At 63.2% G+C, this 25,732-nt stretch carries 22 protein-coding genes and 1 pseudogene; 11 read left to right on the forward strand and 12 right to left on the reverse strand.

Annotated features, from left to right (window positions below; translation table 11 throughout):
- Nucleotides 1–143 precede the first annotated feature (143 nt).
- Nucleotides 144–593 carry a cupin domain-containing protein gene (locus NKL06_RS25180; protein WP_023691532.1) on the forward strand — a complete coding sequence of 150 codons (450 nt, stop codon included), beginning with the start codon at nucleotides 144–146 and terminating at the stop codon, nucleotides 591–593.
- Between the two features lie 237 nt (nucleotides 594–830).
- Nucleotides 831–1,223: a RidA family protein gene (locus NKL06_RS25185; RefSeq protein WP_023691531.1), complete on the forward strand. Its 393-nt coding sequence runs from the start codon at nucleotides 831–833 to the stop codon at nucleotides 1,221–1,223.
- Nucleotides 1,224–1,274: 51 nt separating this feature from the next.
- On the opposite strand, the gene NKL06_RS25190 is transcribed toward NKL06_RS25185, so the two are convergent.
- The 4 genes from NKL06_RS25190 to NKL06_RS25205 form a co-directional block, all read right to left on the reverse strand.
- Entirely contained in the window at nucleotides 1,275–2,684 is a 1,410-nt protein-coding gene (locus tag NKL06_RS25190) for a hypothetical protein (protein ID WP_023691530.1), read from the reverse strand.
- A 200-nt stretch (nucleotides 2,685–2,884) separates the two neighbouring features.
- Nucleotides 2,885–6,388: a carbamoyl-phosphate synthase large subunit gene (gene carB / locus NKL06_RS25195; RefSeq protein WP_023691529.1), complete on the reverse strand. Its 3,504-nt coding sequence runs from the start codon at nucleotides 6,386–6,388 to the stop codon at nucleotides 2,885–2,887.
- Between the two features lie 234 nt (nucleotides 6,389–6,622).
- The gene (locus NKL06_RS25200) at nucleotides 6,623–7,705 is read right to left on the reverse strand and encodes an SH3 domain-containing protein (protein WP_245267075.1); all 1,083 of its coding nucleotides are present in this window, start codon (nucleotides 7,703–7,705) and stop codon (nucleotides 6,623–6,625) included.
- 214 nt (nucleotides 7,706–7,919) lie between these two features.
- A complete protein-coding gene (locus NKL06_RS25205; RefSeq protein WP_023672422.1) occupies nucleotides 7,920–8,696 on the reverse strand; it encodes a metallophosphoesterase family protein in 777 nt (258 codons plus the stop codon).
- A 198-nt stretch (nucleotides 8,697–8,894) separates the two neighbouring features.
- Here NKL06_RS25205 and NKL06_RS25210 point away from each other — a divergent pair, with 198 nt between their 5' ends.
- Complete coding sequence (locus tag NKL06_RS25210) at nucleotides 8,895–9,365, forward strand: nucleoside deaminase (protein ID WP_023691527.1); 471 nt, start codon at nucleotides 8,895–8,897, stop codon at nucleotides 9,363–9,365.
- A 20-nt stretch (nucleotides 9,366–9,385) separates the two neighbouring features.
- On the opposite strand, the gene NKL06_RS25215 is transcribed toward NKL06_RS25210, so the two are convergent.
- Complete coding sequence (locus tag NKL06_RS25215; protein ID WP_023683780.1) at nucleotides 9,386–9,742, reverse strand: ArsR/SmtB family transcription factor; 357 nt, start codon at nucleotides 9,740–9,742, stop codon at nucleotides 9,386–9,388.
- Between the two features lie 199 nt (nucleotides 9,743–9,941).
- On the opposite strand from NKL06_RS25215, the gene NKL06_RS25220 reads away from it, so the two are divergent.
- Nucleotides 9,942–11,120, forward strand: coding sequence for an MFS transporter (locus NKL06_RS25220; protein ID WP_023691526.1), 1,179 nt, complete (start codon nucleotides 9,942–9,944; stop codon nucleotides 11,118–11,120).
- A 29-nt stretch (nucleotides 11,121–11,149) separates the two neighbouring features.
- On the opposite strand, the gene NKL06_RS25225 is transcribed toward NKL06_RS25220, so the two are convergent.
- Entirely contained in the window at nucleotides 11,150–11,614 is a 465-nt protein-coding gene (locus tag NKL06_RS25225) for a MarR family winged helix-turn-helix transcriptional regulator (protein ID WP_023691525.1), read from the reverse strand.
- A gap of 179 nt (nucleotides 11,615–11,793) precedes the next feature.
- On the opposite strand from NKL06_RS25225, the gene NKL06_RS25230 reads away from it, so the two are divergent.
- Nucleotides 11,794–12,588 carry an SDR family NAD(P)-dependent oxidoreductase gene (locus NKL06_RS25230; protein WP_023683784.1) on the forward strand — a complete coding sequence of 265 codons (795 nt, stop codon included), beginning with the start codon at nucleotides 11,794–11,796 and terminating at the stop codon, nucleotides 12,586–12,588.
- Nucleotides 12,589–12,747: 159 nt separating this feature from the next.
- On the opposite strand, the gene NKL06_RS25235 is transcribed toward NKL06_RS25230, so the two are convergent.
- On the reverse strand, nucleotides 12,748–13,347 hold the full coding sequence (locus NKL06_RS25235; RefSeq protein ID WP_023683785.1) for a LysE family translocator: 600 nt from the start codon (nucleotides 13,345–13,347) through the stop codon (nucleotides 12,748–12,750).
- Between the two features lie 87 nt (nucleotides 13,348–13,434).
- On the opposite strand from NKL06_RS25235, the gene NKL06_RS25240 reads away from it, so the two are divergent.
- The gene (locus NKL06_RS25240) at nucleotides 13,435–14,313 is read left to right on the forward strand and encodes a LysR family transcriptional regulator (protein ID WP_032888145.1); all 879 of its coding nucleotides are present in this window, start codon (nucleotides 13,435–13,437) and stop codon (nucleotides 14,311–14,313) included.
- A gap of 63 nt (nucleotides 14,314–14,376) precedes the next feature.
- Here NKL06_RS25240 and NKL06_RS25245 read toward each other — a convergent pair.
- From NKL06_RS25245 to NKL06_RS25255, 3 genes and pseudogenes are all read right to left on the reverse strand, one after another.
- Nucleotides 14,377–15,026, reverse strand: a pseudogene (locus tag NKL06_RS25245) (dihydrofolate reductase family protein).
- A gap of 117 nt (nucleotides 15,027–15,143) precedes the next feature.
- Nucleotides 15,144–16,001, reverse strand: coding sequence for a protein-L-isoaspartate O-methyltransferase family protein (locus NKL06_RS25250; RefSeq protein WP_023691523.1), 858 nt, complete (start codon nucleotides 15,999–16,001; stop codon nucleotides 15,144–15,146).
- A 153-nt stretch (nucleotides 16,002–16,154) separates the two neighbouring features.
- Nucleotides 16,155–17,513: an Nramp family divalent metal transporter gene (locus NKL06_RS25255; RefSeq protein ID WP_023691522.1), complete on the reverse strand. Its 1,359-nt coding sequence runs from the start codon at nucleotides 17,511–17,513 to the stop codon at nucleotides 16,155–16,157.
- 257 nt (nucleotides 17,514–17,770) lie between these two features.
- Here NKL06_RS25255 and mntR point away from each other — a divergent pair, with 257 nt between their 5' ends.
- A complete protein-coding gene (mntR, locus tag NKL06_RS25260; RefSeq protein ID WP_023672433.1) occupies nucleotides 17,771–18,226 on the forward strand; it encodes a manganese-binding transcriptional regulator MntR in 456 nt (151 codons plus the stop codon).
- Nucleotides 18,227–18,317: 91 nt separating this feature from the next.
- Nucleotides 18,318–18,506, forward strand: a complete 189-nt coding sequence (locus tag NKL06_RS25265) for a hypothetical protein (RefSeq protein ID WP_023672434.1) — start codon at nucleotides 18,318–18,320, stop codon at nucleotides 18,504–18,506.
- A gap of 28 nt (nucleotides 18,507–18,534) precedes the next feature.
- Here the strand turns inward: NKL06_RS25265 and NKL06_RS25270 are convergent, their stop codons facing one another.
- Nucleotides 18,535–20,601, reverse strand: coding sequence for a hypothetical protein (locus NKL06_RS25270; RefSeq protein ID WP_031207902.1), 2,067 nt, complete (start codon nucleotides 20,599–20,601; stop codon nucleotides 18,535–18,537).
- A 186-nt stretch (nucleotides 20,602–20,787) separates the two neighbouring features.
- Here NKL06_RS25270 and ypfJ point away from each other — a divergent pair, with 186 nt between their 5' ends.
- The 3 genes from ypfJ to NKL06_RS25285 all read left to right on the forward strand — a co-directional run bounded on the left by ypfJ (nucleotide 20,788) and on the right by NKL06_RS25285 (nucleotide 24,082).
- On the forward strand, nucleotides 20,788–21,723 hold the full coding sequence (gene ypfJ / locus NKL06_RS25275) for a KPN_02809 family neutral zinc metallopeptidase (protein WP_023672436.1): 936 nt from the start codon (nucleotides 20,788–20,790) through the stop codon (nucleotides 21,721–21,723).
- A gap of 176 nt (nucleotides 21,724–21,899) precedes the next feature.
- A complete protein-coding gene (locus NKL06_RS25280; protein WP_023683790.1) occupies nucleotides 21,900–23,165 on the forward strand; it encodes a TCR/Tet family MFS transporter in 1,266 nt (421 codons plus the stop codon).
- Nucleotides 23,162–24,082: an aldo/keto reductase gene (locus NKL06_RS25285; RefSeq protein ID WP_352581080.1), complete on the forward strand. Its 921-nt coding sequence runs from the start codon at nucleotides 23,162–23,164 to the stop codon at nucleotides 24,080–24,082. The genes NKL06_RS25280 and NKL06_RS25285 overlap by 4 nt, the downstream gene beginning before the upstream one ends.
- 263 nt (nucleotides 24,083–24,345) lie before the next feature.
- Here the strand turns inward: NKL06_RS25285 and carA are convergent, their stop codons facing one another.
- Nucleotides 24,346–25,563, reverse strand: a complete 1,218-nt coding sequence (carA, locus tag NKL06_RS25290; protein WP_081725362.1) for a glutamine-hydrolyzing carbamoyl-phosphate synthase small subunit — start codon at nucleotides 25,561–25,563, stop codon at nucleotides 24,346–24,348.
- Nucleotides 25,564–25,732: the final 169 nt, after the last annotated feature.

The following is a 25,732-nucleotide window of genomic DNA, read 5'->3' on the forward strand; positions in this document are numbered from 1 at the left end:
GGGGAGATGTCCGGCAGGACAGAGGGGGGCGCCGTAGAGTGCGACGGCCGATGCCTGCCGTTGGCAAGGCATTGCGGCAAAGTGGCTCTGTGGCTGCGCCGGCAGTGACATACACTGCCGCCACCAATTCCAATGGAGCTCCCATGCCCAAGATCGACCTGTCCACCGTGCCTGTCCGCAAGGGCTCCGGCTACCCCGCGCCCTTCGACGCCCCTTGCGCCGAGCGCACACGCCACCGCCTCGGCGATGCCGGCGGCCTCACCGATTTCGGCGTCAACCTGATGACATTGCCATCAGGCGGCTGGTCCAGCCAGCGCCACTGGCACAGCCATGAGGACGAGCTCGTCTATGTGCTGGAAGGCGAACTGGTGCTGGTCGAGGATGGCGGCGAGACGCTGCTCAAGGCCTTTGCCAAGAACAGCGGCAACGGCCACCACATGATCAACCGCTCGTCCACAACGGCGCGCTATCTCGAAGTCGGCTCGCGCAATCCGGATGATCTCATCACTTGCTCCGACATCGACATGATGAGCCCGAGTTCCGATGGCAGGTTTCTGCACAAGGACGGCATGCCGTATCCCGGGCAGGGGTGACGGCTGGACCATGGTTCGGCGCTGGCGTTCGCTGGGCGGGGGATAAGCTCCTCACAATCAAAGGTGGCGCAGGCCCCCTCATCCGACCGCTTCGCGGCCACCTTCTCCCCACTGGGGAGAAGAGGGAAGCGCTGGCGCTGACCGGCGCCTCTCCCCTCGGGGAGAGGTCAGCCGAGCGAAGCGGAGGCTGGGTGAGGGGGCCTTGGCGCCAGCTTGGCAAACAAGGGGAAGATCACCATGAAAAAGGAAGTCATCGAAGTGCCCGTGATGTCGGCCAAGGTGCGGGCGCTCGGGCTGCCCTGCTCGACGGCGGTGAGGGCCAACGGCTTCGTGTTCATCTCGGCGACGCCGCCGGTGGACATGGTGACCGGCGAGATGGTGCGCGGCGACATCGAGACACAGACCGAGGCGTCGCTGAAGGCGCTGAGACACTGCCTGGAAGCGGCCGGCACCTCGCTGGAAAACGTGGTGATGGTGCGCATCTACGCCGTCAATTCCGGCTTCTACAACGCCATCAACCGGGTCTATGCCAGGTATTTCAGTGTCAACCCGCCGGCGCGCAGTTTTGTGCCGGTGGCGTCATGGCCGATGGAGTTCGATATCGAGATTGAGTGTGTGGCGGTGGCGTGAGGAGCGGTGGCAGCCGCCGTCTCTGGCGTTCCAATCCGGCCGTGCTATTTTCTATGCGGCCGCCTTATCAGTCTCATCGTTGTCCGCCTTGCTACCCCGCCTAGCTAGCATCGATAGAAGTGTACTCGCGTAGCTTTTGCTTGGAGCATATAAATAATCCTCGCTCATATGATGCTTAAGATGCTCCTTTAACATCTCGATCTTAGTCTGTGTTCGGAGTTCATATCGCTCATCATTGGTTAATTCCATTTCGTCTTGGGAAGCGTAAGAGACGTCAGTGGCAATGATGCTTATTTTGTAGAGGTCCTGTCTCTTGCGGTTGATATTTATAATTTCCGATATTAGACGATATAGAATTGAATAGCACACAGCTAGGACTGATGCCGATATGATCACATACGGTGCTCGTGAGATCAGGAACTCGATGATTCCCATTTGATTATTCTGAAGGAAGAAATCCAATAGTCGCTCAGAGTTTAAAAATAATCTAGCTGTTACTAGTCCAATTATTAAAATTGGCACAGCGCAAATTCCAGTATATAGCTTAATGTTGTTTGTTCCTTGTTTGACATAACCGGCAATTTCGGTTGGAAATAAATTTATGTTATTCTTTAACTCCCTAAGTATCGCCTCTTTGCTGGATATTTCGGAGCTAAGTGCTTTCCTGTCGGCATTTAGCTTGTCAATGTTTAGTTCTATCGCCGTCACGCGCTCGTTGCGCTCGTTCTCAACCGAAACACCAATCGCAATTCGTCTTTCAACCTCGTCAGCTGTGTCGGCTAATTCCTGCACCTTCGCGTTGAGGTCTTTGATTTCGGATTCTCCTGCCTCAATCGCGTCATTTTGGTTGGAGATTTCTAAGCTGTTTTCTTCAATTTTGTTAAACGAGACTTTGGCTTCTTCAAGATAGGCCCTAAGAGAGTTTTCGATTTTTTCCCGCTCGCCTGCAATATCGTCAAAAAGTTTTACGATCGCGGAAAAGTATTTCTGCTCAACTCCCTTAATTTCGATTCTTGTTATGCTTGCCGATTTCCAGAATCGTTCACTCGGCCTAATTCCGAAGCCGTTTACAAATCTATTCGGCTCAAAATTAAAAGATGATCCGTCATATCGTTTCGACTCTTCGGTTCTGCCACCGTTCGACCCGTCTACGAAGCTAATCTCCATTTCATGGTGTTCTTCATAACCGGTCGCAAAAACTTTTATCGAAGTTATATATACGGTATCGACAAGGTCGAAACTGAGCCACTCTCTCTTTGCTTTGAGGAGATTTACTGTATTCTTGTTACCAACCAGCTGAGTGGATTTTCGCGATCGATGCGAAAAGAACGAAATGTCAATTTCCTTTGTAGGAGGAATAGTTGACGCGCTAGCTAGCTCTTGGATTCCAGATAAATCGAGCTGGGTCGGTGGCGCTGGGAGGTCCACTGCAGGCGTTATAGGGGCTTTGTCCGTGGCCATAGAATATCACTTTCGGAAAATCCAAAGTACCATTCTACATAAAGTTGAGTTTCTGAGAAGTTATTTCGCGACCCATTCACAGCAATTGCCGGAGCTATCATTTTGTGTTTTTCTGGTCAATTTCGGTTGTCCAAAATCCTTATAGAGAAAATGGAAACTGCTTGCCATCTCCGAAAGATGTGGTGAGAGCGCCAATTGCGTCAAGCAAAATACTCCTGCAGCGGCCGAACCTCCAGGCTCCCAGCCTTCAGCGCCGCAATCGCCTCGGCCACCGCCGCGGCGCCCGACAGCGTCGTGTAATACGGCACCTTCTGCATCAGCGTTGCGCGGCGCAGCGACTTGGAGTCCGACACCGCCTTCTGGCCGTCCGTGGTGTTGAAGACGATCTGGACCTGGCGGTTGCGGATGGCGTCTTCGATGTGGGGGCGTCCCTCCAGCACCTTGTTGATCTTCTGGGCGTCGACGCCGTTTTCGGCGAGGAAGCGCTGCGTGCCTGACGTGGCCAGCACCTTGAAGCCGAGGCCGGCGAGGCGCTTGACTGCCGGCAATATGCCTTTCTTGTCCTCGTCGCGCACCGAGACGAACAGTGTGCCGGAGCGCGGCAGGTCGACGCCGGCGCCGAGCTGGCTTTTGGCGAAGGCGAGTGCGAAGTCGCGGTCGAGGCCCATGACCTCGCCGGTCGAGCGCATTTCTGGGCCCAGCAATATGTCGACGCCGGGGAAGCGGGCGAAGGGGAAGACGGCTTCCTTGACGGCGATATGGCCGGGGTTGCGCGGATCGGGCATGGCGCCGTAATGGGCGAAGGCGTCTTCCAGCTTCTCGCCGGCCATGATGCGGGCAGCGATTTTCGCAATGGGCCGGCCGATGGTCTTGGCGACGAATGGCACGGTGCGCGATGCCCGCGGGTTGACCTCCAGCACATAGACCGTGCCGTCCTTGATCGCATACTGCACGTTCATCAACCCGCCGACATTGAGCGCGCGGGCAAGCGCCGCCGTCTGGCGCTCCAGCTCGTCGACCAGTTCGGAAGGCAGCGAATGCACCGGCAGCGAGCAGGCGCTATCGCCCGAGTGAATGCCGGCCTCCTCGATGTGTTCGAGAATACCCGACACGAAGGTCGACGTGCCGTCGCAGAGGCAGTCGACATCGACCTCGATCGCGCCGGAGAGATAGGTGTCGAACAAAAGCGGGTTCTTGCCCAGCAGCGTGTTGATCTGGCCGGTCTTGTCGTTGGGGTATTTCTGCTTGATGTCCTCCGGCACCAGGCCGGGCACGGTGTCGAGCAGATAGGATTGCAGCATGCTTTCGTCATGGATGATCTGCATGGCGCGGCCGCCGAGCACGTAGGAGGGGCGCACCACCAGCGGGAAGCCGAGCTCGCCGGCGACGAGGCGGGCCTGCTCGACAGAATAGGCGATGCCGTTCTTCGGCTGGCTGAGGTTGAGCTTGTGCAGCAGCTTCTGGAAGCGGTCGCGGTCTTCGGCGAGATCGATCATGTCGGGTGACGTGCCGAGGATCGGGATGCCGGCCTTCTCCAGCGCGTCGGCCAGCTTCAGCGGCGTCTGGCCGCCGAACTGGACGATGACGCCGACCAGTTCGCCCGAGGCCTGTTCGGCGCGCAGGATCTCCAGCACGTCCTCGGCCGTCAGCGGCTCGAAATAGAGCCGATCGGAGGTGTCGTAGTCGGTCGAGACCGTCTCGGGGTTGCAGTTGATCATGATCGCTTCATAGCCGGCGTCGCGCAGAGCGAAGGCGGCATGGCAGCAGCAATAGTCGAACTCGATGCCCTGGCCGATGCGATTGGGACCGCCGCCGAGGATGACGACTTTTTTTCGCGACGACACTTGCGCTTCATTGGCCAGCGCGCCGGCGAAGGGCACTTCATAGGTCGAGTACATATAGGCGGTGGGCGAGGCGAACTCGGCGGCGCAGGTGTCGATGCGCTTATAAACTGGATGAACGTCGAGCTTTTCGCGAACCTTTTGAATCACTTCGGCGTCGGTCTTCGTCAGCGACGCGAGGCGGGCATCGGAGAAGCCCATCGCCTTCAGCATGCGCAGATTGACGGCGTCTTGCGGAATGCCGTGCTCGCGGATGCGGGCTTCCATGGCAACGATGCCGGCGATCTGTTCGAGGAACCACGGGTCGATCTTGCACATTGCGTGCACGTCTTCCAGCGAGGTGCCCATGCGGATCGCCTGCGCCACCATGCGCAGCCGGTCGGGCGTCGGCGTGCCGAGCGCTGCGCGGATGGCGTTGCGGTCGTCGGCGTGGTTGGCAGCTACGGCACCGTGGCCGAGGCCGGGGATCTCGATTTCGTCGAGGCCGGTAAGGCCGGTTTCCAGTCCACGCAAAGCCTTCTGCAGCGATTCCTGGAAGGTGCGGCCGATGGCCATGACTTCGCCGACCGACTTCATGGCGGTGGTCAGCACCGGCTCGGCGCCGGGGAATTTCTCGAAGGCAAAACGCGGGATCTTGGTGACGACGTAATCGATGCTTGGCTCGAAGGAGGCGGGCGTGGCGCCGCCGGTGATGTCGTTCTCCAGCTCGTCCAGCGTGTAGCCGACGGCGAGCTTGGCCGCGATCTTGGCGATGGGGAAGCCGGTCGCCTTCGAAGCCAAGGCGGAACTGCGCGAGACGCGCGGGTTCATCTCGATGACGACCAGCCGACCGTCGGCCGGGTTGACGGCGAACTGCACGTTGGAGCCGCCGGTCTCGACGCCGATCTCGCGCAGCACCGCGATCGAGGCGTTGCGCATCATCTGGTATTCCTTGTCGGTCAAGGTCAGCGCGGGGGCGACGGTGATCGAGTCACCGGTGTGTACGCCCATCGGGTCGATGTTCTCGATCGAGCAGACGATGATGCAATTGTCCGCCTTGTCGCGGACGACCTCCATCTCATACTCCTTCCAGCCGAGCACGCTTTCCTCGATCAGCACTTCGGTGGTCGGCGAGGCGTCGAGGCCGGACTGGACGATGTCGTAGAATTCGGCGCGGTTGTAGGCGATGCCGCCGCCTGTGCCGCCCATGGTGAAGGACGGGCGGATGATGGCGGGCAGGCCGACATGGTCGAGCGCCTGGGCGGCAATCGCCATGCCATGGCTGATGTAGCGCTGCTTGCGGTCGCCTTCGCCGAGGTTCCAGCGGGTTTCCAGCGCGTCGAGCGCGGCATCGAGGTCGGCAGGCGCCTCGGCCTTGACGGCGGCGCGCTCGGCCTCATGGGTCTTGCGGTCGGCGTTCTTGACGTCGGTGGCATTGGCAAGCATCGACTTCGGCGTTTCCAGGCCGATCTTCTTCATCGCCTCGCGAAACAGCGCCCGGTCCTCAGCCTTGTCGATCGCCGTGGCGTCGGCGCCGATCATCTCGACATTGTAGCGGTCGAGCACGCCCATGCGGCGCAGCGACAGAGCGGTGTTGAGCGCGGTCTGGCCGCCCATGGTCGGCAGCAGTGCGTCGGGCCGTTCCTTGGCGATGATCTTGGCGACCACCTCAGGCGTGATCGGCTCGATATAGGTGGCGTCGGCCAGTTCCGGGTCGGTCATTATGGTGGCCGGGTTGGAATTGACCAGGATGACCCGGAAGCCTTCCTCCTTCAGCGCCTTGCAGGCCTGTGTGCCGGAATAGTCGAACTCGCAGGCCTGGCCGATGACGATGGGGCCGGCCCCGATGATCAGGATCGACTTGATGTCGGTGCGTCTTGGCATCGTTGTGAGTTCCGTTCGGCGAGCGGCTTGCACGAAAAACCGGGACGGGAAGACCCGGCCGGTTGTGCTTGCGATTCTGGTATCAGGCTAGGAGGGCCTTATAGGGAAGAGTTTTGGGAGATGTAACCCCGAAAATGAGGCTATGCAGTAGGGATCAGGCAGTAGGGATCAGGCAGCAGGGATTAGGCAGGAGCGAGGTTAAGCCGTCTATTGCCTATCCCTACTGCCTGACACCTAATCCCCCAGCGCGAGCTGATCCGTAATCTCAAACCGCTCGGCAGCGCCGATCCGGATCATGTTGAGGCTGCCTTCCCTTGTGAAGCGGAACTCGCTGGGCGAATCCGAGTTGGCCGGCATGCCGGCAGAGAAGGAGATGACGCGCGTGCCGCCATCGGGCCAGGTCACGGTGATGTCTGCCTTGTCGGCGCCATTGTGGACGATGTTGACGGTGCAGCGGGTCATCGGCTGACCGACATAGCGCGCGCAGGGAATGTCGGACGTGGCGCCGGGGGCGGGCGGGGGTTCCAGCCGTGCAACGGTTTGCGTAGCGGTCGCAGCTTTGGCCTGGTCTGGCCGAGGCGTCGGGGATGGTACCCCGGGCGCGGACGCCGCATCCGGCGCTGCTCCCGCAGACGCGGTGGAATCCTGTACCGGCGTCCCTGTGGCCTCCGTCGCCGGAGCCTCCGTGGCGGGGATCTCGCCCGTCCTCGGGCTTTCATTGGCTGCGAAGGCGAGGCCGTAAGCATCCTGCATGGCGGTCCTGCCGATCTCGGCGGCGGACTTCGGCGCGCCCGGATCCGTGCCGCCAAGGCGCTCCGTCAGGTCGAGTGGGGCCGGCGCGGGTGCAGCCGGGGTGGGTGGAGCCTGAGTGGGTGCAGCCGGAGCGGCAGAGGCGGCAGGTGCAGTTGCTGGGGGTGTTGCGGCCACGTCGGCCGGCTGCGTCGGCATGTCGGGCGCGAGCGCCGGGCCGCCGGCTTCAGCGCTGGCGGTCACCTGGGGCGGCACGGCGTCTACTTCGACCACGGTCGGATTGTCGGGGATAAGATAGCGCGCGGGCGCCCAGCCTTTGACCAGTGGATTGTCAATCTCCTCGACCTTGCACCAGCGGTGGCCGTCCACTTCGTTGCAGCCGAAATTCCTGACGCTCGAGCCGATCGGCAGACGCGCCTGGGTTCTGCCGACCGGCGACGGCGTGGCGCGGATGTTGAGGAGATCGCCTGGGCCGAGCTCGGTCACGATGGAAACGATGTCGGCAGGCGCGTCCTCGGCATTGGCCGGCAAGCTCACCAACAACAGGCCGATGAGCAACAGCCCCATGCGCAACGGGGCCCGCAGGAGCGGAGCGCCAGTCAGTCGATGCAAAATGGTTCGGATTGTGCGCCTCATCATTGGCCGTGCGCCGATTACCCTTGCGGCAGCAGTCCTGCCGTATGCCAAGGCGGTTTTATAAGGGACGATACGCGGCCATGTAAGTCTGAAAATGCGTCCGATGTTTGGTGCCGCGAGGCGGAAGCAGGGCGCAGCCGTGCGGTCAAGCGGAGCCTTGCCAAGAGGGTTTGGGCATGAAGCCGGTCCTCAGCGCATGCGCCCATTCCGGTCGGCCCGCCTGTGCGGCCTGTCTCGCCGCCGCTTCGTGGTCGTAGTCGACGGCGATGGTCTCGAAACGGTCTGGACCATCGCCATCCAAGGTGAGGATGCCGTAGCGCGCATGCGGGCTGCCTTGCTCCGAAACATGCGCCGGGGGCGTGTCATCTTCATAGGCGGGGGCGCCGACGCTGCCGGGATTGAAGAGCAAGGGGCCGCCGGGGATACGGACCAGTTCCGCGCGGTGGCTGTGGCCGCACAGCACGATGCGGCAGGCCGGGTCCAGCGCCTGCAACCGCCGCTGAATAGCGGCAAGCGGCGCGCGCACCAGTTGGCCATCGACGATCGCGTCGAGCAGGTATTTCTCGTCATGGTCGGGCCGCGCATGGAAAGCGACCACGCCGGGAACAATCTCCAGCGTGAAGGGCAGGGCGAGCAGGGCTTCGCGCTGCGCTGATGTCAGCCGTTCCTGCGCATAGCGGTCTGAAGCCCACATCATATCGTCGGCCGGATCGACCGCGACGCGGCGGTCATGGTTGCCGCGCACCGTCGGTAGGTCGAGCGCTTCGAGCCGCTCGAACGTCTCGCGCGGCCAGAGCGGGCCGGAGACACAGTCGCCAAGGTTGACGGTGAGATCGGCGCCGCCGCGCCGCGCTAGATCGGCGAGCACGGCATCCAGCGCCAGCACATTGCCATGGATGTCGGCGAGAACGGCAATGCGCATGCGGCGGGCTCCTTGGTGCAGCCCGTTGAGGCTTGCGGCCCGTCTTCGTTATCAAGCCCCTGCCTTCATTATCAAGCCCTGCCTTCATTATCAAGCCCTTGAGATCGTTCGAGACAGCCGGGAGCCCCGCCTATCGCGGAAGCACTCCATCTGCTAGCGTCCACGCCGCTCCAGAGTTCATCCGGGGGAGGACAGGCGATGACCCGCGACCAGATGGTTGCCCACCTTCGCGCCGCCAATGACGTCGCGCGCGAGACTGCCGCGCACGGGCACCATCCTTTCGGCTGCGTGCTCGTCGGCCCCGACGATCGCATCCTGATGCGGCAAGGCAACATCAACACCGTGCGCCACGCCGAAACCGAGCTCTCCCGGCGTGCCGCGGACGCCTATCCGCCGGAATTCCTCTGGTCCTGCACGCTGGTCACAACCGGCGAGCCCTGTGCGATGTGCACGGGAACGCTGTACTGGGCCAATATCGGCCGGCTGGTCTACGGCTTCGAGGAGACCAAGCTTCTCGCGCTGACCGGCAATCACGCAGAGAACCCGACGATGAACCTCTCGTCGCGCACAGTCCTCGGCTCCGGGCAGAAGCCGGTCGAGGTCCACGGACCCTTCCCCGAGATGGACGAAGAGCTCCTCGCCCCGCATATCGGTTTTTGGCAGCGCTAGGACCTTGACTTCTAAACCGGTTAGGCCGGCATTTCGATGTCGTGGCCACCGACGATGGGCAGAGCCGGATCATCTCCGGCCGCCGCAATCACGCTGTCGAGCAGGCCGGGGAAGCGGGCGTCGAGGTCGGCGCGGCGCAGCGTGATCATCCGGTTGGTGCCAGCCACTTCGGCGCGGGTGACGCCGGCCTCGCGCAGTTTGGCCAGGTGATAGCTGAGATTGGTCTTGGAGCCGAGGTCGAGGAACCGGCTGCAGTTCAGCGGCACGCCTTCCTTGCTGGCGAGATAGCGCACGATGGCGAGCCGGGTCGGGTCGCCAAGCACGCCGAGCACAACCGGCAGGCTGATCTGGTCTGTATTGGGGTGCGGCAAAGTCATGGCCCGAAACTAAGCACAGTCGGTGGCGATTTCAACGCGTCCATGTTTCGCGGGCATGCACAGTCCGCTTCGCGATTGGCCCAATGGCTGTCCTGACACAGGGCTGTCAGCAGGCTTCAGCTATTTTCACCTGGCTTCATTGACATCACGCCCTGTTATGTCCAATTGTTCAATAACTTTTGAACTAAGGACACGCCCTATGGACAAGCGCCTCTTTTGGCTTGCGCTCGGATCGTTCACGATCTCGACCGAAGGCTTCGTCATCTCCAGCCTGCTGCCTGACATCGCCACCAACGCCCGCATTTCCATTCCGCTCGCCGGCACGCTGATCACCGCCTTCGCGCTGGCTTACGCCATCGGCACGCCGATCCTGGCAACGCTGACCGGCGAATGGGACCGGCGCCGCGTCATCTTGTGGACGCTGGCGTTCTTCGTCATCGGCAATGTGGTGGCGGCGCTGAGCTCGTCCTTCGAGCTGCTGCTCATTGCCCGCATCATCATGGCGCTGTCGTCAGGCCTGTTTGCCGCTACCGCTCAAGGCACGGCGGTGGCGCTGGTCGATGACCACCACCGGGCGCGGGCCATTGCAGTCGTCGTCGGCGGAACCACGGTGGCGGTTGCGCTGGGTGCACCGCTCGGCGCGCTGGTTGCCACGATAGCCGGCTGGCGCGGGACCTTCTTTGCCATTGCCGGGCTCGGCGCGCTGGTCGGCGCCATCCTGTGGTACCGGCTGCCGCGCGGAATTGTCGGCACCAAGCTGCCGCTCAGGCGGCGCCTGGCTGCGGCGCTGCGCCCCGGCGTCATGCCGATCCTGCTGACCACCGCTCTTGCCCTGATCGGCGCCTTCTCGGTGTTTTCCTATATCGCGCCGCTGGCCATCCAGAGCGGCGGCCTCAGCCCGATTGCGCTGCCCGGCATGCTGCTCGCCTTCGGTGTCGGCGCCGTCATCGGCAACATAGCCGGAGGCCAGGCGGCCGACCGTTTTGGTGCGACGCGCACCGTCGGCTGGTCGCTGGCGCTGAGCGCCGTCATGCTGGTGATGCTCTCGGTCATCCCGACCTTCCTGCCGCAGCATCTCGCCGGGCCGGCATTGATGGCCATGATGGTGCCGTGGGGCATGGTCGGCTGGGCATTTCCGCCGGCGCAGGCCAGCCGCATCATCAAGCTGGCGCCCGACGCCGCCCCGATCGTGCTGTCGCTCAACGCTTCGGCGCTCTATCTCGGCGTGGCGCTGGGTGCTGTGGTCGGCGGCGCCGTGCTGCGCTACGGCGTGCCGGCCGATCTCGGCTTGGTCGCCGCCATCTTCCCGCTGATCGGGCTTGGCGCGGTGCTGGCCGGCCGCTGGGCGGCCCGGCCGGTCGCCATGCCGGCCGAATAGATCTTTGCAAAGGACCGGCGGCCGCTCTTTCAGCTTGAAGGGGCGGCCGCGGGCACGTCGTAGTCCAGCGCCGCGACTTCATCCAGCATAGCGCGCAGATCTGCCGCTCGTTGCGGGCCGACCAGGGCCTCGAAGCGCTGCTGGGCAATGGTCCACAATTTCGTCGTCTCCTCGAGCTTGGCCAGGCCTTGGTCGGTCAGCCGCACCCGCTTGACGCGGCGATCGTCCTTGTCAGCGAAGGTGTCGACATAGCCGTCGCGGATCAGCGGCTTCAGCGTGTGGCCGAGCGCCGAGAGATCCATGACCATCGCTTCGGCTATCGTGCCCATCGCCGGCTCATTGCTGACATGGATCTGGTAGAGCAGGCCGTACTGCGTGCCCTTCAGACCCGAAGGCGAGATTACATCGTCATAGAAGCGGCCGAGCTTGCGCGCGGCGCGCCGCAGCGTGGCGTTGTTGCAAAGGCTGAATCCCGGCAGCACGGTCTTGCTCATCACGACTCCTTGCCGGCAAAACCGCTGCCGGCCTGTCGCAGAAATAGTTTCTGCCGCCTCCGTTGACAAGATAGTGGCATATACCTACTTCCAGGATGGTGGCATATACCACTAATTGGAAGTCAGGGCGGGACGAGGGTCATCGACCTGTCTCGCCGGGCAGAAAAAGGAACAGGACAATGAGTGGACAGGACAACAAGGGTACCGCAGTCGTCACTGGTGCATCGGCCGGCATAGGTGCTGTCTATGCCGACCGGCTGGCCGGGCAAGGCTACGATCTGGTGCTGGTGGCGCGGCGCGCCGACCGGCTGCAGGAACTGGCTGAAAAGCTGCGTTATGCCTACAAGCGCAAGGTCAGCGTGATATCAGCCGACCTCGCCGACGACAATGATGTGCGCCGCGTCGAGCAGGCGATCGCAGCCGACGATAGCGTCACGCTGCTGGTCAACAATGCCGGCATTGGCGGCCAGGCCGTGGTGGCAACGGCCGACGCCGACGAGGCCGAGCGCATGATCAAGGTCAACGTCATCGCCTTGACCCGCCTGACCCGCGCCGTTCTGCCGGGGCTTCTTGCGCGCAACCGCGGCGCCATCGTCAACATCGCCTCTGTGCTCGCCTATGATACCTCGTTCGGCGGCATCTACAGCGGTACCAAGGCCTATGTCGTCAACTTCACCGAGGCCCTGCACCGCGAAGTCGCCGGCACCAATGTGAAGGTGCAGGCGGTGCTGCCGGGCGCGACCCGCACCGATTTCTGGGAGCTCGCCGGTGGCGATATCCACAATCTGCCGAAGGAGATCATCATGTCCGCCGACGATATGGTCGATGCCGCGCTTGTGGGCCTATCCAGGGGCGAAGCCGTCACCGTGCCGGCACTTGCCGACACAGCCAAGCTCGACACCTTCCTCGGCGCAAGGCAAGTCTTCTACGGCAGCCTGCACGCCGACAAGCCGGCGGCGCGTTACGCGGCTTGAGAGTAGCTGGTTCGCTTCGCGAACCAGGACCCCCACCCCGCTCACTTCGTTCGCGGCCCTCCCCACAAGGGGGAGGATAAAGTGCGCGCTCCCCTACCTCCCCTTTGTGGGGAGGTCGGACCGCAGGTCCGGGTGCGGTACTGGCGCCGACCTCTGCGTTTACGCTCCCCGCCACATCGGTATGATCGACGCAGCCAGCACCAGCGCCAGCACGATGTTGAGCGCGCGCCATTGCCATTCGGTCTTGAGCAGCCGTGCCAGCACCATGCCCGCCACGCACCAGATCGACAGCGAGATGGCTGCGGTGAAGCCGAAGGTCGAGCCGAGCAGCAGCGCGAGTTGTCCCGGACCGTCGGCAAGGGCTGCGAACGAGGCCGCCGCACCCAGTCCCATCGCCCAGCCCTTCGGGTTCATCCATTGAATGCCGGCGCCGCCGAAGAAGCTGTTGGGTTTTGCCATCGCCACATCGAGATCAGGCGGCCCGGCGCGGCCGATCTTGATTGCCAGCCAGATGAGATAGAGCGAGCCGATGATTTTCATCGCCAGTTGCAGCGACGGCATGGCCAGCAGCAGACCGGCGAGCCCGGCGGCGGCAGCAGCGGTCACGGTGGCGAGGCCGGCAGCGCTGCCGATCAATAGGGGAACGGAACGGCGAAAGCCGAACTGCGCACCTGAAGCAGTCGACAGGGTGGTGGCGATTCCCGGCGTGACGGTGGCCACGAAGGCAAACAGGATGAGCGGAAAGATGGGCTGCAACATGAGGCGTCCTCCATCGAAGGCCCTACGGTAGACTTCTGCATACTTCAGTAAATGCAATGTTTGCGATGGTTGGCATTAGTAGGTATAATGCCAACCATGATCCGTAACCTCGACACAGCGCTGATCCGCACCTTCGTCACTGTCGCCGACAAGGCCAGCATGACGGCGGCGGCGAACGCGCTGCATCTGACGCAAGGCGCCGTCAGCCAGCAGATCAAAAGGCTGGAGGAGGCGCTGGGCTGCAGCCTGTTCGAGCGCGACCGGCGTGGCTTGCGGCTGACGCGGCCCGGCGAGCGGCTGTTCGGCAAGGGCAAACGGTTGCTTGGCCTCAATGACGAGATCTGGGCCGAGATGGCGGGCACCGAGGTCGCCGGCCAGGTGCGGCTCGGTGTTCCCTATGACCTTGTCGGCACCTTGCTGGCGCCGGTGCTGAAAGCCTATGCCGAGACCTATCCGAAGATCGAGATATCCCTACTCTGCGCCGCCTCGCCGGATCTTGCCGCGGCTCTTGCAGCCGGCACCATCGACCTTGCCGTCATCGAGGAACCGGTCGGCCCGTCCGCCGGTGAGTGCCTGGCCATTGACCGGCTGGTCTGGGTGGGGGCCAAGGGCGGCGTCGCCCGCGCCAAGCGGCCGCTGCCGGTGTCGATCGTCGCCGACACCTGCGCCTTCCGCCCGGTGGTGCTGTCGGCGCTGAACGAGCACGGGCTGGAATGGCGCACCGTGTTCGAGAACGGCAACATCGACGCCACGACCGCGACAGTGCGCTCCGACCTTGCCGTCACCGCCTGGCTGGCCTCCACCGTGCCTGCCGATCTTGACATCCTGGCTTTTGATGCCGGGCTGCCGCCGCTGCCGAATTTTTCCATCAATCTGCATTTGCCGAAGTACGGCACGGCGCCGGCAGCGCAGGAGTTCGCGCGGTATATCCGGGGTGGGTTGGCACGGCGGGCTGTGGCGGCTTGACAGAACTTGCATTTCCTCTCCCCCGTCGATCGGGGGAGAGGAAAGGTGCCAAGCCTGTCCCTGTTACTTCCAGTTCTTACGCCGCTCGAGCTCGGCCTCTGACGGCTTCTGCGTAGCGAACGACCCGACCTTGACCTCACCCCGCGTTCGTAGGTCGCCATGATGACGCCTGTGGTAGTGGCCTGCGACTTGACCAGCTTGAAAGCGGCGGGCATCGCACCACCATCGAACAGCCGCTTGCCCTTGCCCAGCAGCAGCGGGAAGATCATCAACCGGATCTCGTCGATCAGCCCGTTGGCGAGCAAAGTCTGGATCAGCTCGCTCGAACCCTGGATGAGCAGGTCAGGCCCATCTTCCTTCTTGAGGCGGCGCAACGCCGCGACGATATCTTCTCCAAGCCATTGCGTATTTTCCCAGGTGAGCGAATCCGGCCGATGCGTCGCCACACATTTAGTCGCAGGGTTGAAGGCATCTCCGATGGCATCTTTCTGATACGGCCAGTAAGCGGCGAAGATGTCGTAGGTTCTGCGGCCGAGCAGCAGGGCGAAGGGTTTGGAGAACAATTCCTCTATGGCCACCCCCGCCACCTCGTCGAAGTAGTGGAACGTCCAGCCGCCGAATTCGAAGCCGCCAACCGGGTCTTCTTCCGGGCCGCCTGGCGCCTGCATGACGCCGTCGAGGCTGACGAAGGTGGAAGCGATGATCTTTCGCATTGGATTTTCCTTTTCCAGGATCCGCGCCGTCAGGGCCGGATTTCGATCTAAGGACGGACAGGCCGGCGGCCGCCCGACAGGCGTTGGCAAAAAAACGCTGCCGGCCGACAAGGGTACCTACCGCCGTCGCCCGCCGCCAAGCGCCTGCGACGAAAACCAGACGTCGCCGATGATGGCGGTGGCGGTCCGGTCCGGCGCCCTGTCTGATGTCAGCCAGATCGAACGGCTGCGCGCGGCCTTCTGGAGGTCGGGGATTTTGGCCGCCGAACCGGCGACCGAGGCGCCGACGCAGGGGATGAACCACGAGCGCATGAAGGGGTCGCAGGCAAAACCTTGTTTGGTGCGGGTCACCATTACGGCCAGGCCGACGCCCTGGGACGGGCGCCAGGGAAAGATCATGCGGCCGCCCGCTTTCAGCGCCCTCAGCCAGGCAGCCGGCGGTGCGACGACACCGGCATTGACATAGATGATGTCGGACGGCGGCAGATCGCCGGTGACGGCATCGCCGTGGACGACGCTTACATTGCCGTAGGTTTCGAGATTCTTTGTTGCTCTGGCAGCAAGATCGGCCTCCATTTCGAAGGCGGTCACCGGGCCGGGCGCAACCAGCCGCGCCAGCAAGGCGGTGTAGTAGCCTGTGCCGGCGCCGATATGGGTGACGGCCTCGTCCGGTCTGGGGGCGATCCTGCCGATCCACATCGCGTGCAAGGAGGGTTCGCCATTGTTGATGCCCTTGTCGGCATCGAGCGCCACCAGCACGTCCTGATAGATGTGAACAGGATCGGCGCTCGGCGTCATGATCTTGCCGTTGCCGGCGGTGAGCGCCCTGCCGGCGACTACCGCCCAGGGTCCGGGACCGAGAAAGGCCTCGCGCGGAACGGTGGCGAACGCCTCTTCGAGGCGCGGATCGGCCGAGCCGGCATTGGCCGCCATCAGCTGCGCGTAAAATTTCCTGGCGTCTTCGACACTTGTCATGATGGTCGGTAAGATAGCGCAAGCCGCCGGTTTGTCGCCGTCTTGAGCAATTCCAGGAAAAGTGTGAGGCGGCTTTCCGCCCGGAATTGCGTCAAAACAAGAGATAGAGCAGTTCGCCGTTTCGGCGAAACGGCGAACTGCTCAAGAAGAAACTCAGCCGACGCCGAAGACGGTGTCGTAGAGCAGCTTGAAGTTGAGCACCAGGATGACCGCCGCGACCACCCAGGCGAGGGCCGCCACGCCGCGGGGAATGGCAAGGTCGCCCATCTTCTTCTTGTCGGAGACGAACTGCACCAGCGGGATGACCGCGAAGGGCAGCTGCATCGACAGTACCACCTGGCTGAAGACCAGCAACTGGCCGGTGCCCTTTTCGCCATAGAGCGCGGTGACGACCACCACCGGGACGATGGCGATGCCGCGCGTCAGCAGCCGGCGCGCCCATTGCGGAATGCGCAGGCGCAAAAAGCCTTCCATGACGATCTGGCCGGCAAGCGTTGCCGTAACCGTCGAGTTGAGGCCGGAGGCCAGCAGCGCCACCGCAAACAGGATGGAGGCGATGCCGAGGCCGAGCAGTGGCGACAAGAGCTCGAAGGCCTGGCCGATCTCGGCGACATCCTGATGGCCGGTGCCATGGAAGGCCACCGCCGAGACGATCAGGATCGAGGCGTTGACGAACAGCGCCAGGACGAGCGCGATGGTCGAGTCCGTCGTCGCCCATTTAATGGCGTCGCGCTTGCCTTTTTCGGTCCGTTCATAGGCGCGTGTCTGTACGATCGAGGAGTGCAGGTAGAGATTGTGCGGCATCACCGTGGCCCCGATGATGCCGATGGCGATGTAGAGCATCGCCGGATTGGTGACGATCTCCGTCGACGGCACGAACATCGAATGCAGGATCGAGCCGACCGGAGGGGCAGCGGCAAAAATCTGGATGGCGAAACAGCCGAAGATGATGATCAGAAGCGCGATGACGAAGGCTTCGAGATAGCGGAAACCCTTGTTCATCAAGAGCAGCACGATGAAGGCGTCGAGCGCCGTCAGCAACGCGCCGCCGATGAGCGGAATGCCGAACAGAAGCTGCAGCGCGATCGCCGTGCCGATCACCTCGGCGAGGTCGCAGGCGATGATGGCGAGTTCGCAGGCGATCCACAGCACGAAACTGACGGGACGCGGATAATAGGCGCGGCAGGCCTGGGCGAGGTCGCGGCCGGTGGCGATGCCAAGCCGGGCGGCAAGCGCCTGCAGCAGGATCGCCATCAGGTTGGACAGCATGATGATGAACAATAGCGTGTAGCCGAACTGGGCGCCGCCGGCGAGGTCGGTGGCCCAGTTGCCCGGATCCATATAGCCGACCGAGACCATGTAGCCCGGTCCCATGAAGGCGAACAGGCGACGGAACCAGACGCCGGACTGTGGCACCGCGATCGTGGAGTTCACCTCGCGCAGGCTGGGAGGATTGTCCTCCGGCCTGTCAAATCGCCAGGATGATCCCAAGGTAGCGTCAGCTTCGGACATGGAGGGCTTTCCACTGGGTGGATCGGTTGACGTCATCCTATCTATGCCAGGGCTCAACATTATGCAATAGGCTATATTTCATTGTATGTGCTTCCTGTTGCGCCGACCGGCAGGCCGGCAGGGGATCGCAAACGCCGGTTGTGCCTGCCATGGAATGGAAATAAACGGCTGGAACAGTTAAGCCCGTGCTATGAATGGCAAAGGGCGATTGCTTTGCCCAAAGCCGATTCTTGTCAAAAGATAGGAAGGAGCGCGTGTTGGCGCTGAAGCACAGACCGGTTGGACGCGAGGAGCCGCTGCCGGACGCCGAGATTCATTCGAAAGGGTTCCGGCAGCAGCGCGAAGCGCGCCGCGGCGCGCTGGTCGAGGATTATGTCGAGCTGATCGCCGACCTGATCGAGGACGGCAATGAGGCGCGTCAGGTCGATATTGCTGCGCGGCTGGGTGTCGCCCAGCCGACGGTGGCCAAGATGCTGACCAGGCTGTGCGCCGACGGGCTCGTTTCCAGAAAACCCTATCGCGGTGTGTTCCTGACCGACGCCGGGCGCAAGGTGGCGGAAGAGAGCCGCATCCGCCACCAGACGGTAGAAGCGTTTTTGCGTTCGCTCGGTGTCAGCGCCGAGACGGCGCGCATCGATGCCGAGGGCATCGAGCATCATGTCAGCGCCGAGACGCTGGAAGCCTTTCGCAAGGCGATGATCGCGCCGCGCTGAGGGGTGCCGGGGCCGCACCACTGGAACCTCCGCACGTCAGGCTCGTTGCTCCTGACGTTGCGCGTGATTGTTGCGCGCCAAGGAGGAAAACATGGGCGTCGAACAGGCACCGACCGCGAAGGGCAAGCAGGCGGCCGAGGGTTTGAGGCAGGCAGCGGCAAAGGACGAACGCAAGACCGAGGTCGAAACCGGCCATGCGCTGAAAAAGGGCGCCGCGCGTTTCGAGGAACGCTCCAAAAGCTCGGACGGCAAAAGCGCCGGCACCAAGCAGAAGATCTGAGTTCTGTTCGCAAGCGGCAACCTGCCGCTCATTCCTCGGTGTCCTGCACCCAGCTGCGCGGATGGCCGTCGACGCGGAACTGGAAGATGAAATAGGGCGGAATGCAGGAGCCCTTGCCAGGCTTGGCTGCGGCCAGATCGTCGTAGCCGGCGGTGCAGATATAGTCCTCGCGGCAGGGATGCGCCTTGTCGCAGGCGCGCAGGCCGGCGGTCTTGGTGAATTCCTTGGTGCAGAATTTGTGGTCCTTGCCCGACGCGATGCAGTCGTTGAAACCGGTCTTGGCGAGGCGGCCGCAAGTCGCCTCGTCGGGAAGCTTGTCGCAGCTTGCCTTGCGCAGCATGCCCCCGGGAAAGCCACCGGTCTTCTGCTCGGGGTTGTCGTAGCGTTGGCGCGCCGCGCCATAGCCGGCGAGCTTGATTACCGGTTTCTTGTCGCGCGCCGGATCGATGGCGCAGGCTTTTGCGGTGGCCGGCGACAGGCGGCAATATTTGTCGCTGCCCCAGCTCGACATCTTGATCTCGCCGAACTCGACGGGGTCGCCGACTGCGGTGGCCGCCTCGCTGACGCAGGTGCCGAAGCCCGGATGGATGTCGCTTTCATGGACGCCGGCGCAGCGCAGGCTTTCGCCGCAGCTCCAGTCCTTGAAGCTGGCATCCTCGCCGCTGTAGCAGATCGAGCCCCAGCCATTGTAGAGATCGGTGCCTTTCAGCGCTTCGGCGAGTTTGGCGTCCGGACGGGCGGCGAAGCCGCGGGAGAAATCCGGATGGCCGCCTGTGGCGAAGTCCTCGACGATGGCGCGGCGGCGCGGCAGGTCGGCGAAGAACACCGCCGAGCCGGGGACGAAGACGGCGTTGCGGCGCGGCTCGTTGGCCGGATCGGCGCCTGTATAGTGGAAGCCGGCAATGCCGTGCGTCTGGTGGCAGCCGGTGCAGGTCATTTCGTTGAGACGCAGATTGAAGCCGGCCACCGATTTCACGCTGCGCAGCTCGTTGCCCTTGGCGACATAGTCCTGCAGTGCCTTGTCGATGTCGGCATCGTCGAGCAGCCCATAGGCGATATTGTTTTGCGACCTGGCCATGCCGCCGGGTGCGACCGAGACGGCGCTGGTCGCCAGGAATTTGTCGTCGATGACCAGCCGGCCGCGATCGAGGTCGTAGAGGTTGCGGTCGGTCAGCAGCCATTTGGCGAAGGCCGGCCGGTCGGCCAGAACCACTTTCCGGTCGATCTGGTTCTCCATCTTCGATTCCTGGAAGGTGGACGTCGTTGGGTCCCATTTGAAAATCTTGAGGAGATATTCGGCGTGGCCACCGAAGTCGCGGCGGCTCGAGGCCGACAGCCGGAGAACCTGCATGTTCAGCTCAAGCCGCATGATCTGCGACGAATTCAGCATGGCGTTGGAGAGCGGCCCTTCGTCGGAGCGCAGCCAGGCTGCCAGTTGCTCGGGCGCAAGGTTCTTCTGGCCGGCGGCGAGCCAGCGCTTGGCGATTTCGGCACAGGAAACGGCGGTGGCGCTTGGACGGTCTCTCGAAGCGCGGGCGTGAGCCTCACCGGGCCTGGCGTTGAAGACCAGGCTCATGGTCAGCGGCAGCCGCGACGAGATTCGTTGCGCTGTCTTTCCCTTCGTGGGCTTCTCCGCCACCGAATAATGGAAGCGGTAGATCAGCCTGATCTCGCCGCATTCGGTGTGGCCGAGATAGCCGCGGTCCATGCGGTTGACGACGCCGGTCAGGTCGAGCGTCGAGCCGTCATCGTCGATGTATTTCGGGTTGAATTTCTGGCTGGTGTCCTTCGACTTGGCCATGGCCGCGACGTAAGGATCGGGGCTATTGGCAGGCTCGTCGGCGATCTCCTGCTTTACGGCGTTGCGGACAGGGGTCAGCGCGCGCACCGAAAACAGGCCCCGATTGTCGACCTCGCGCGTGAGACCCAGCGCCGGGCCGAGCAGGCGGCTGATCGACAGGCCGCCACGCTCAAGCGCCTGCAATGTCTCGGGATCGGTTACGGCGACGCTGGAATCGAGCGTCACGGCGCGCGCCGGCGACGGGCCGAGGCATAGCACCACCGCCAGCAGCAGAAATCGACCGATTGTCCGCAAGTCCCCGACACCCCCGTTCGAACCGGATGCTACAGCGCGCATGCCGCCTCGACCAGAGTGCGAACGCGATGCCGCTGCCACGAAAAATACTGTGACTTGGCGCAACCATTGCGATAATTGTCTGTTGGGTCGGAGTGGGCCACGACATCGGCCAAGCCAGCCGAAATTTGCATACGGGGAGTTGCCATGCTCTGGAAGGGCCGCCGTCAGAGTGACAATGTCGAGGACGAGCGCAGCGACAGCGGCGGCGGTGGTGGTTTCGGCGGCGGCAGCCCTGGCCAGTTCCGCATCCCGATCGGCGGCCGCACCGGCGGCGGCGGCAGCATATTGCTGGTCGTCCTCGTGGTGCTGGCCGGATGGTATTTCGGCTTCGACCCGTCGCAGATCCTGGGCAGCGGCGACGGCGGCGGCGTGCTGCCGGGTGGCGGTGGCCAGATTACCGACAACAGCGGCGGCCAGGACGACGGCGCCGGCACGCCTGCTTCCGACGAGATGAAGCAGTTCGTGGCGACCGTGCTGGCCGAGACCGAAGAGACCTGGACCGGCATCTTCCAGTCGCAGGGCCTGAAATACGAGGACCCGAAGCTTGTGCTGTTCAGCGGCCAGATCCGCTCGGCCTGCGGCTCCGCCTCGACGGCAGCCGGACCGTTCTATTGTCCCGGCGACCACAAGGTCTACCTCGACACCACCTTCTTCCAGCAGCTCGACCAGCAGTTCGGCGCCTCGGGGGATTTCGCCCAAGCCTATGTGATCGCTCATGAAGTCGGTCACCATGTGCAGAACCTCACCGGCATCCTGCCCAAGTTCAACCAGATGCGGCAGTCGATGGGTGAGGCGGAAGCCAACCAGATGTCGGTGCGCATCGAGCTGCAGGCCGACTGCTTCGCCGGCGTTTGGGCGCATTTCACCGCGCAGAAGGGCATTCTGGAACAGGGCGACATCGAAGAGGCGCTCAACGCCGCCAAGCAGATCGGCGACGATACGCTGCAGAAGAAGATGCAGGGCTATGTCGTGCCGGAAAGCTTCAACCACGGGACGTCGCAGCAGCGGCAGACCTGGCTGGCGCGCGGCTACAAGAGCGGCAAGCTGTCGGATTGCAACACGCTGACCGGTCCGGTTTGAGGCGCTCGCAAGTTCCAGCCGACCGCGGTCCAAAGCGCATCCGTCGGCGGGCCGATTCACCACCGGCAACAGATGTCAGGAGGAGAACGCCTGAGGCGTTCTCCTATTGTTCCAAAGTGGCGCCTCGCCTATAACGGGCGCCCGCCCAAGGGCGGTCTCAGGGAGCAGACGCCATCATGATCGACCCCAAAACCGCCAGGCGGGGCCTTGCGCTCGTCTTCACCACGCTGCTGCTCGACATTATCGGCTTCGGCATGATCATGCCGGTGTTGCCGGCCTTTCTCAGGGAGCTTTCCGGCGTCGGCATCAGCGAAGCGGCGATCGAAGGCGGCTGGCTGTTCTTCGTCTATGCGGCGATGCAGTTCTTCTTCGCGCCAATCATGGGTGGATTGAGCGACCGCTTCGGGCGGCGGCCGATCCTGCTTGCCTCGGTGCTTACATTCTCGATCGACAATCTGATCTGCGCCATCGCCTGGTCCTATCCGATGCTGTTCATCGGCCGCGTGCTGGCCGGCATTTCGGGCGCCAGCTATTCGACGACGTCGGCCTTCATTGCCGACATCTCGAACGATGACAACCGGGCGAAGAATTTCGGTCTGCTCGGCATCGCCTTCGGCGTCGGCTTCGTCATTGGGCCGGTGCTGGGCGGGCTGCTCGGCACGTTCGGGCCGCGAGTGCCGTTTTACTTTGCCGCCGGGCTTGCCTTCGTGAACTTCCTCATCGCCATGTTCTTCCTGCCTGAAACGCTCGATGAAAAGCACCGCCGCCGCTTCGAGTGGAAACGCGCCAACCCGGTCGGCACGCTGCTGCAGATGCGCCAATATCAGGGCATCGGCTGGATCGGGCTCGCCTTCTTCCTAATGACGCTCGGCCACATGATGTATCCGGCGGTGTGGTCGTTCGTGTCCAATTATCGTTATGGCTGGAGCGAGCAGCAGATCGGCTTCTCGCTCGGCGCCTTCGGCCTGTGTGGGGCGATCGTCATGGCGACGGTGCTGCCGCGCGTGATCCCCAAACTTGGCGAATGGAGGACGGCGGTCATCGGCCTGACATTCACGGCGGCCAGCGCCTTCGGCTACGCCTTCGCCTCGCAAGGCTGGATGATTTATGCGGTGATCGTCGTCGGCTGCCTGGAAGCACTGGCCGATCCGCCGCTGAGAAGCCTTGCCGCCGCCAAGGTGCCGCCGTCGGCGCAAGGCGAATTGCAGGGCGCGATGACGTCGATCTTCTCGATCACCTCGATCATCACGCCGCTGCTCTACACCGCGATCTTTTCCTGGTTCACCGGACCGAATGCGCCCGTGGTGTTCGGCGGCGCGCCCTATCTGGTTGGCGCGTGCTTCCTGACGCTTGCGGTCATTGTCTTTGTGACGAAAGTTGCGAGGCCGACGGCGGTGAGAAGCGTTGCCACCGGCGCTGCGGAAGATGGAGCCCAGATATGAGCCATGACAGCCGCATAGAGCTAACCAAGGACGGAGTGTCGCTGTCGCGGCTGGTGTTCGGCGCCTGGCGCCTGCTCGACAACGCCGCGCGCCCGGACGCCGACCAGATCGCGCGGCTGATCGGCACTGCGGTCGATCTCGGCCTGACCAGCTTCGACCATGCCGATATTTACGGGCATTACCAGGTGGAAGCTGCCTTTGGCGCCGGCTTGTCGCGCTGGAAGGGCAAACGCGACAGCATCGAGCTGATCTCGAAATGCGACATCATGCTGGCATCGGCCAACCGGCCTCAGAACCGGCTGAAGCATTACGACACCAGTGCGGCCCACATTGCCGCCTCGGTCGACCGTTCGCTCGCCAATCTCGGCACCGACTATCTCGACCTGTTGCTGCTGCACCGGCCGGATCCGCTGATGGATGCCGACGAGACGGCGGCGGCCCTTGCCGGGCTGGTCAAGTCGGGCAAGGTGAGAGCGGTCGGGGTCTCCAATTTCACGCCGTCGCAGTTCGACCTTCTGGCTTCGCGGCTGCCGTTTGCCTTGGCCACCAACCAGATCGAGATGTCGGTGCTGAAGACCAATGCGCTGATGGATGGCAGCCTCGATCACGCGCAACGCCTCGGCTATGCGCCGATGATCTGGTCGCCGCTCGGCGGCGGCTTGCTGTTCACCGGCAAGGAAGGGCGCGAGGCGCGGGTCAGGGCGGCAATCGCGGCGGTGGCTGCCGAGATCGGCGCCGGCGATCTCGCCGCCGTCGCCATCGCCTGGCTGCTGCGCCATCCGGCGCGGCTGGCGCCGGTGCTGGGCACGATGAAGCCCGAGCGGCTGGCCGCCATGGTCAAGGCGCTGGAGATCGACCTCGACCGCCAGCAATGGTTCGCCATACTGGAGGCCAGCGAAGGCCGGCCGGTGGCATAAGGTTACCCAGGCGCGAACTTCGAACCCGCCATAGGTGTGTGCTTCGTCCGTTAATGCGGCGCGCAAGCGAAGCGATGAGGGGGGCTTGGGCTCAGGGGATGCCGTCGGGCCTCTCGAAGCCTTCGTCGCTTCGCGCCGTCACAAACAGACCGGTTGACCGGTTTATTCCATTGACCCAAGACAAGGGCAATCGCGCCGCGTTTGTAACTCCGGCTATTCGGAGCATCACGATCTGGGCAACGGCTAGGCGAAGACCTGTAAAATCAAACCCGTTCGGCCAGCAGTTCCTCGCCGCGCTTTTCGCGTATCAGATTGACGAAACGGCGGAACAGATAGTGCGAGTCCTGCGGACCGGGCGAGGCCTCGGGGTGATGCTGGACCGAGAACACCGGACGGCCCGTGAGCGCAATACCGCAGTTCGAGCCATCGAACAGCGAGACATGGGTTTCCTCGACGCCCTCGGGCAAGGAGTCGGCATCGACGGCAAAGCCGTGGTTCATCGAGACGATCTCGACCTTGCCGGTGGTATGATCCTTGACGGGGTGGTTGGCGCCGTGATGGCCCTGGTGCATCTTGGCGGTCTTGCCGCCCAGCGCCAGGGCCAGCATCTGGTGGCCGAGGCAGATGCCGAACACCGGAATATCGGTCTTGAGCAGGTCCTGGATGACCGGCACCGCGTATTCGCCGGTGGCTTCCGGGTCGCCGGGGCCGTTGGAGAGGAAGATGCCGTCGGGCTGCATGGCCAGGATTTCTTCCGAACCAGTACCGGCCGGAACCACGGTGACCTTGGCGCCGAGGCCGGAAAGCAGGCGAAGGATGTTACGCTTGACGCCGTAGTCGATGGCGACGACGTGCATCGACGGCTCGGCCTGTTCGCCAAAGCCTTCGTTCCACACCCAGGGCGTTCCACGCCAGACCGAGGACTGGCCGGAGGTGACTTCCTTGGCGAGGTCAAGCCCGATCAGGCCCGACCAGGCGGCGGCCCGCCGCTTCAAATCGTCGAGGTCGAAGATGCCGTCGGGCGCGTGCGCAATGACGGCATTGGGCATGCCCTTTTCGCGGATCAGCGCGGTCAGCGCCCGGGTGTCGATGCCCGACAGCGCGACGATGCCGCGCTTCTTCAGCCACTGGTCCAGCCCGGTGTCGGCGCGGTAGTTGGACGGGTTGGTGACATCGGCCTTGAACACCGCGCCAACGGCGCCGGCACGGGCGACCGGGTTCAAGTCCTCGATGTCCTCGTCATTGGTGCCGATGTTGCCGATATGCGGGAAGGTGAAGGTGACGATCTGGCCGGCATAGGACGGGTCGGTGAGAATTTCCTGGTAGCCGGTGAGCGCGGTGTTGAAGCAGACTTCGGCAACGGCGGAACCGGTGGCGCCGAGGCCGCGACCCTCGATGACGGTGCCGTCGGCCAGCACCAGGACGGCGGTCGGCTTTTCGGTTGCCCAAGGCGGGGTCAGTTCGGGGGTCATCTCGGCCATGGCGACGCTCCTGTCACGCTGCGCGCTTCGATGGCGGGCCATCTGCGCAGCAAACGGCGCGGCCGATCTCTCGAGCCTGCGCGCATCAATTCTTTGTCTTGTGCAAGGCCGAGTACATAGGGGAAGGCGCCAGAGCGGTCAATGATGCCCGTGCCAAAAACGGCGAGCA

Origin of the sequence: Mesorhizobium sp. C268A, assembly GCF_040324475.1 — a bacterium.
Taxonomy (GTDB): Bacteria; Pseudomonadota; Alphaproteobacteria; order Rhizobiales; family Rhizobiaceae; genus Mesorhizobium.

Coding starts and splice junctions, on each gene's coding strand:
- NKL06_RS25255 (WP_023691522.1), bottom strand. CDS start 17,513: ATGTCCGAAGCTGACGCTACCTTGGGATCATCCTGGCGATTTGACAGG.
- NKL06_RS25185 (WP_023691531.1), top strand. CDS start 831: ATGAAAAAGGAAGTCATCGAAGTGCCCGTGATGTCGGCCAAGGTGCGG.
- NKL06_RS25235 (WP_023683785.1), bottom strand. CDS start 13,347: ATGTTGCAGCCCATCTTTCCGCTCATCCTGTTTGCCTTCGTGGCCACC.
- NKL06_RS25200 (WP_245267075.1), bottom strand. CDS start 7,705: ATGGGGCTGTTGCTCATCGGCCTGTTGTTGGTGAGCTTGCCGGCCAAT.
- NKL06_RS25285 (WP_352581080.1), top strand. CDS start 23,162: ATGAGCCATGACAGCCGCATAGAGCTAACCAAGGACGGAGTGTCGCTG.
- NKL06_RS25280 (WP_023683790.1), top strand. CDS start 21,900: ATGATCGACCCCAAAACCGCCAGGCGGGGCCTTGCGCTCGTCTTCACC.
- NKL06_RS25220 (WP_023691526.1), top strand. CDS start 9,942: ATGGACAAGCGCCTCTTTTGGCTTGCGCTCGGATCGTTCACGATCTCG.
- carA (WP_081725362.1), bottom strand. CDS start 25,563: ATGGCCGAGATGACCCCCGAACTGACCCCGCCTTGGGCAACCGAAAAG.
- NKL06_RS25225 (WP_023691525.1), bottom strand. CDS start 11,614: ATGAGCAAGACCGTGCTGCCGGGATTCAGCCTTTGCAACAACGCCACG.
- NKL06_RS25215 (WP_023683780.1), bottom strand. CDS start 9,742: ATGACTTTGCCGCACCCCAATACAGACCAGATCAGCCTGCCGGTTGTG.
- NKL06_RS25230 (WP_023683784.1), top strand. CDS start 11,794: ATGAGTGGACAGGACAACAAGGGTACCGCAGTCGTCACTGGTGCATCG.
- NKL06_RS25180 (WP_023691532.1), top strand. CDS start 144: ATGCCCAAGATCGACCTGTCCACCGTGCCTGTCCGCAAGGGCTCCGGC.
- NKL06_RS25205 (WP_023672422.1), bottom strand. CDS start 8,696: ATGCGCATTGCCGTTCTCGCCGACATCCATGGCAATGTGCTGGCGCTG.
- NKL06_RS25250 (WP_023691523.1), bottom strand. CDS start 16,001: ATGACAAGTGTCGAAGACGCCAGGAAATTTTACGCGCAGCTGATGGCG.
- ypfJ (WP_023672436.1), top strand. CDS start 20,788: ATGCTCTGGAAGGGCCGCCGTCAGAGTGACAATGTCGAGGACGAGCGC.
- NKL06_RS25265 (WP_023672434.1), top strand. CDS start 18,318: ATGGGCGTCGAACAGGCACCGACCGCGAAGGGCAAGCAGGCGGCCGAG.
- carB (WP_023691529.1), bottom strand. CDS start 6,388: ATGCCAAGACGCACCGACATCAAGTCGATCCTGATCATCGGGGCCGGC.
- NKL06_RS25210 (WP_023691527.1), top strand. CDS start 8,895: ATGACCCGCGACCAGATGGTTGCCCACCTTCGCGCCGCCAATGACGTC.
- NKL06_RS25240 (WP_032888145.1), top strand. CDS start 13,435: ATGCCAACCATGATCCGTAACCTCGACACAGCGCTGATCCGCACCTTC.
- NKL06_RS25190 (WP_023691530.1), bottom strand. CDS start 2,684: ATGGCCACGGACAAAGCCCCTATAACGCCTGCAGTGGACCTCCCAGCG.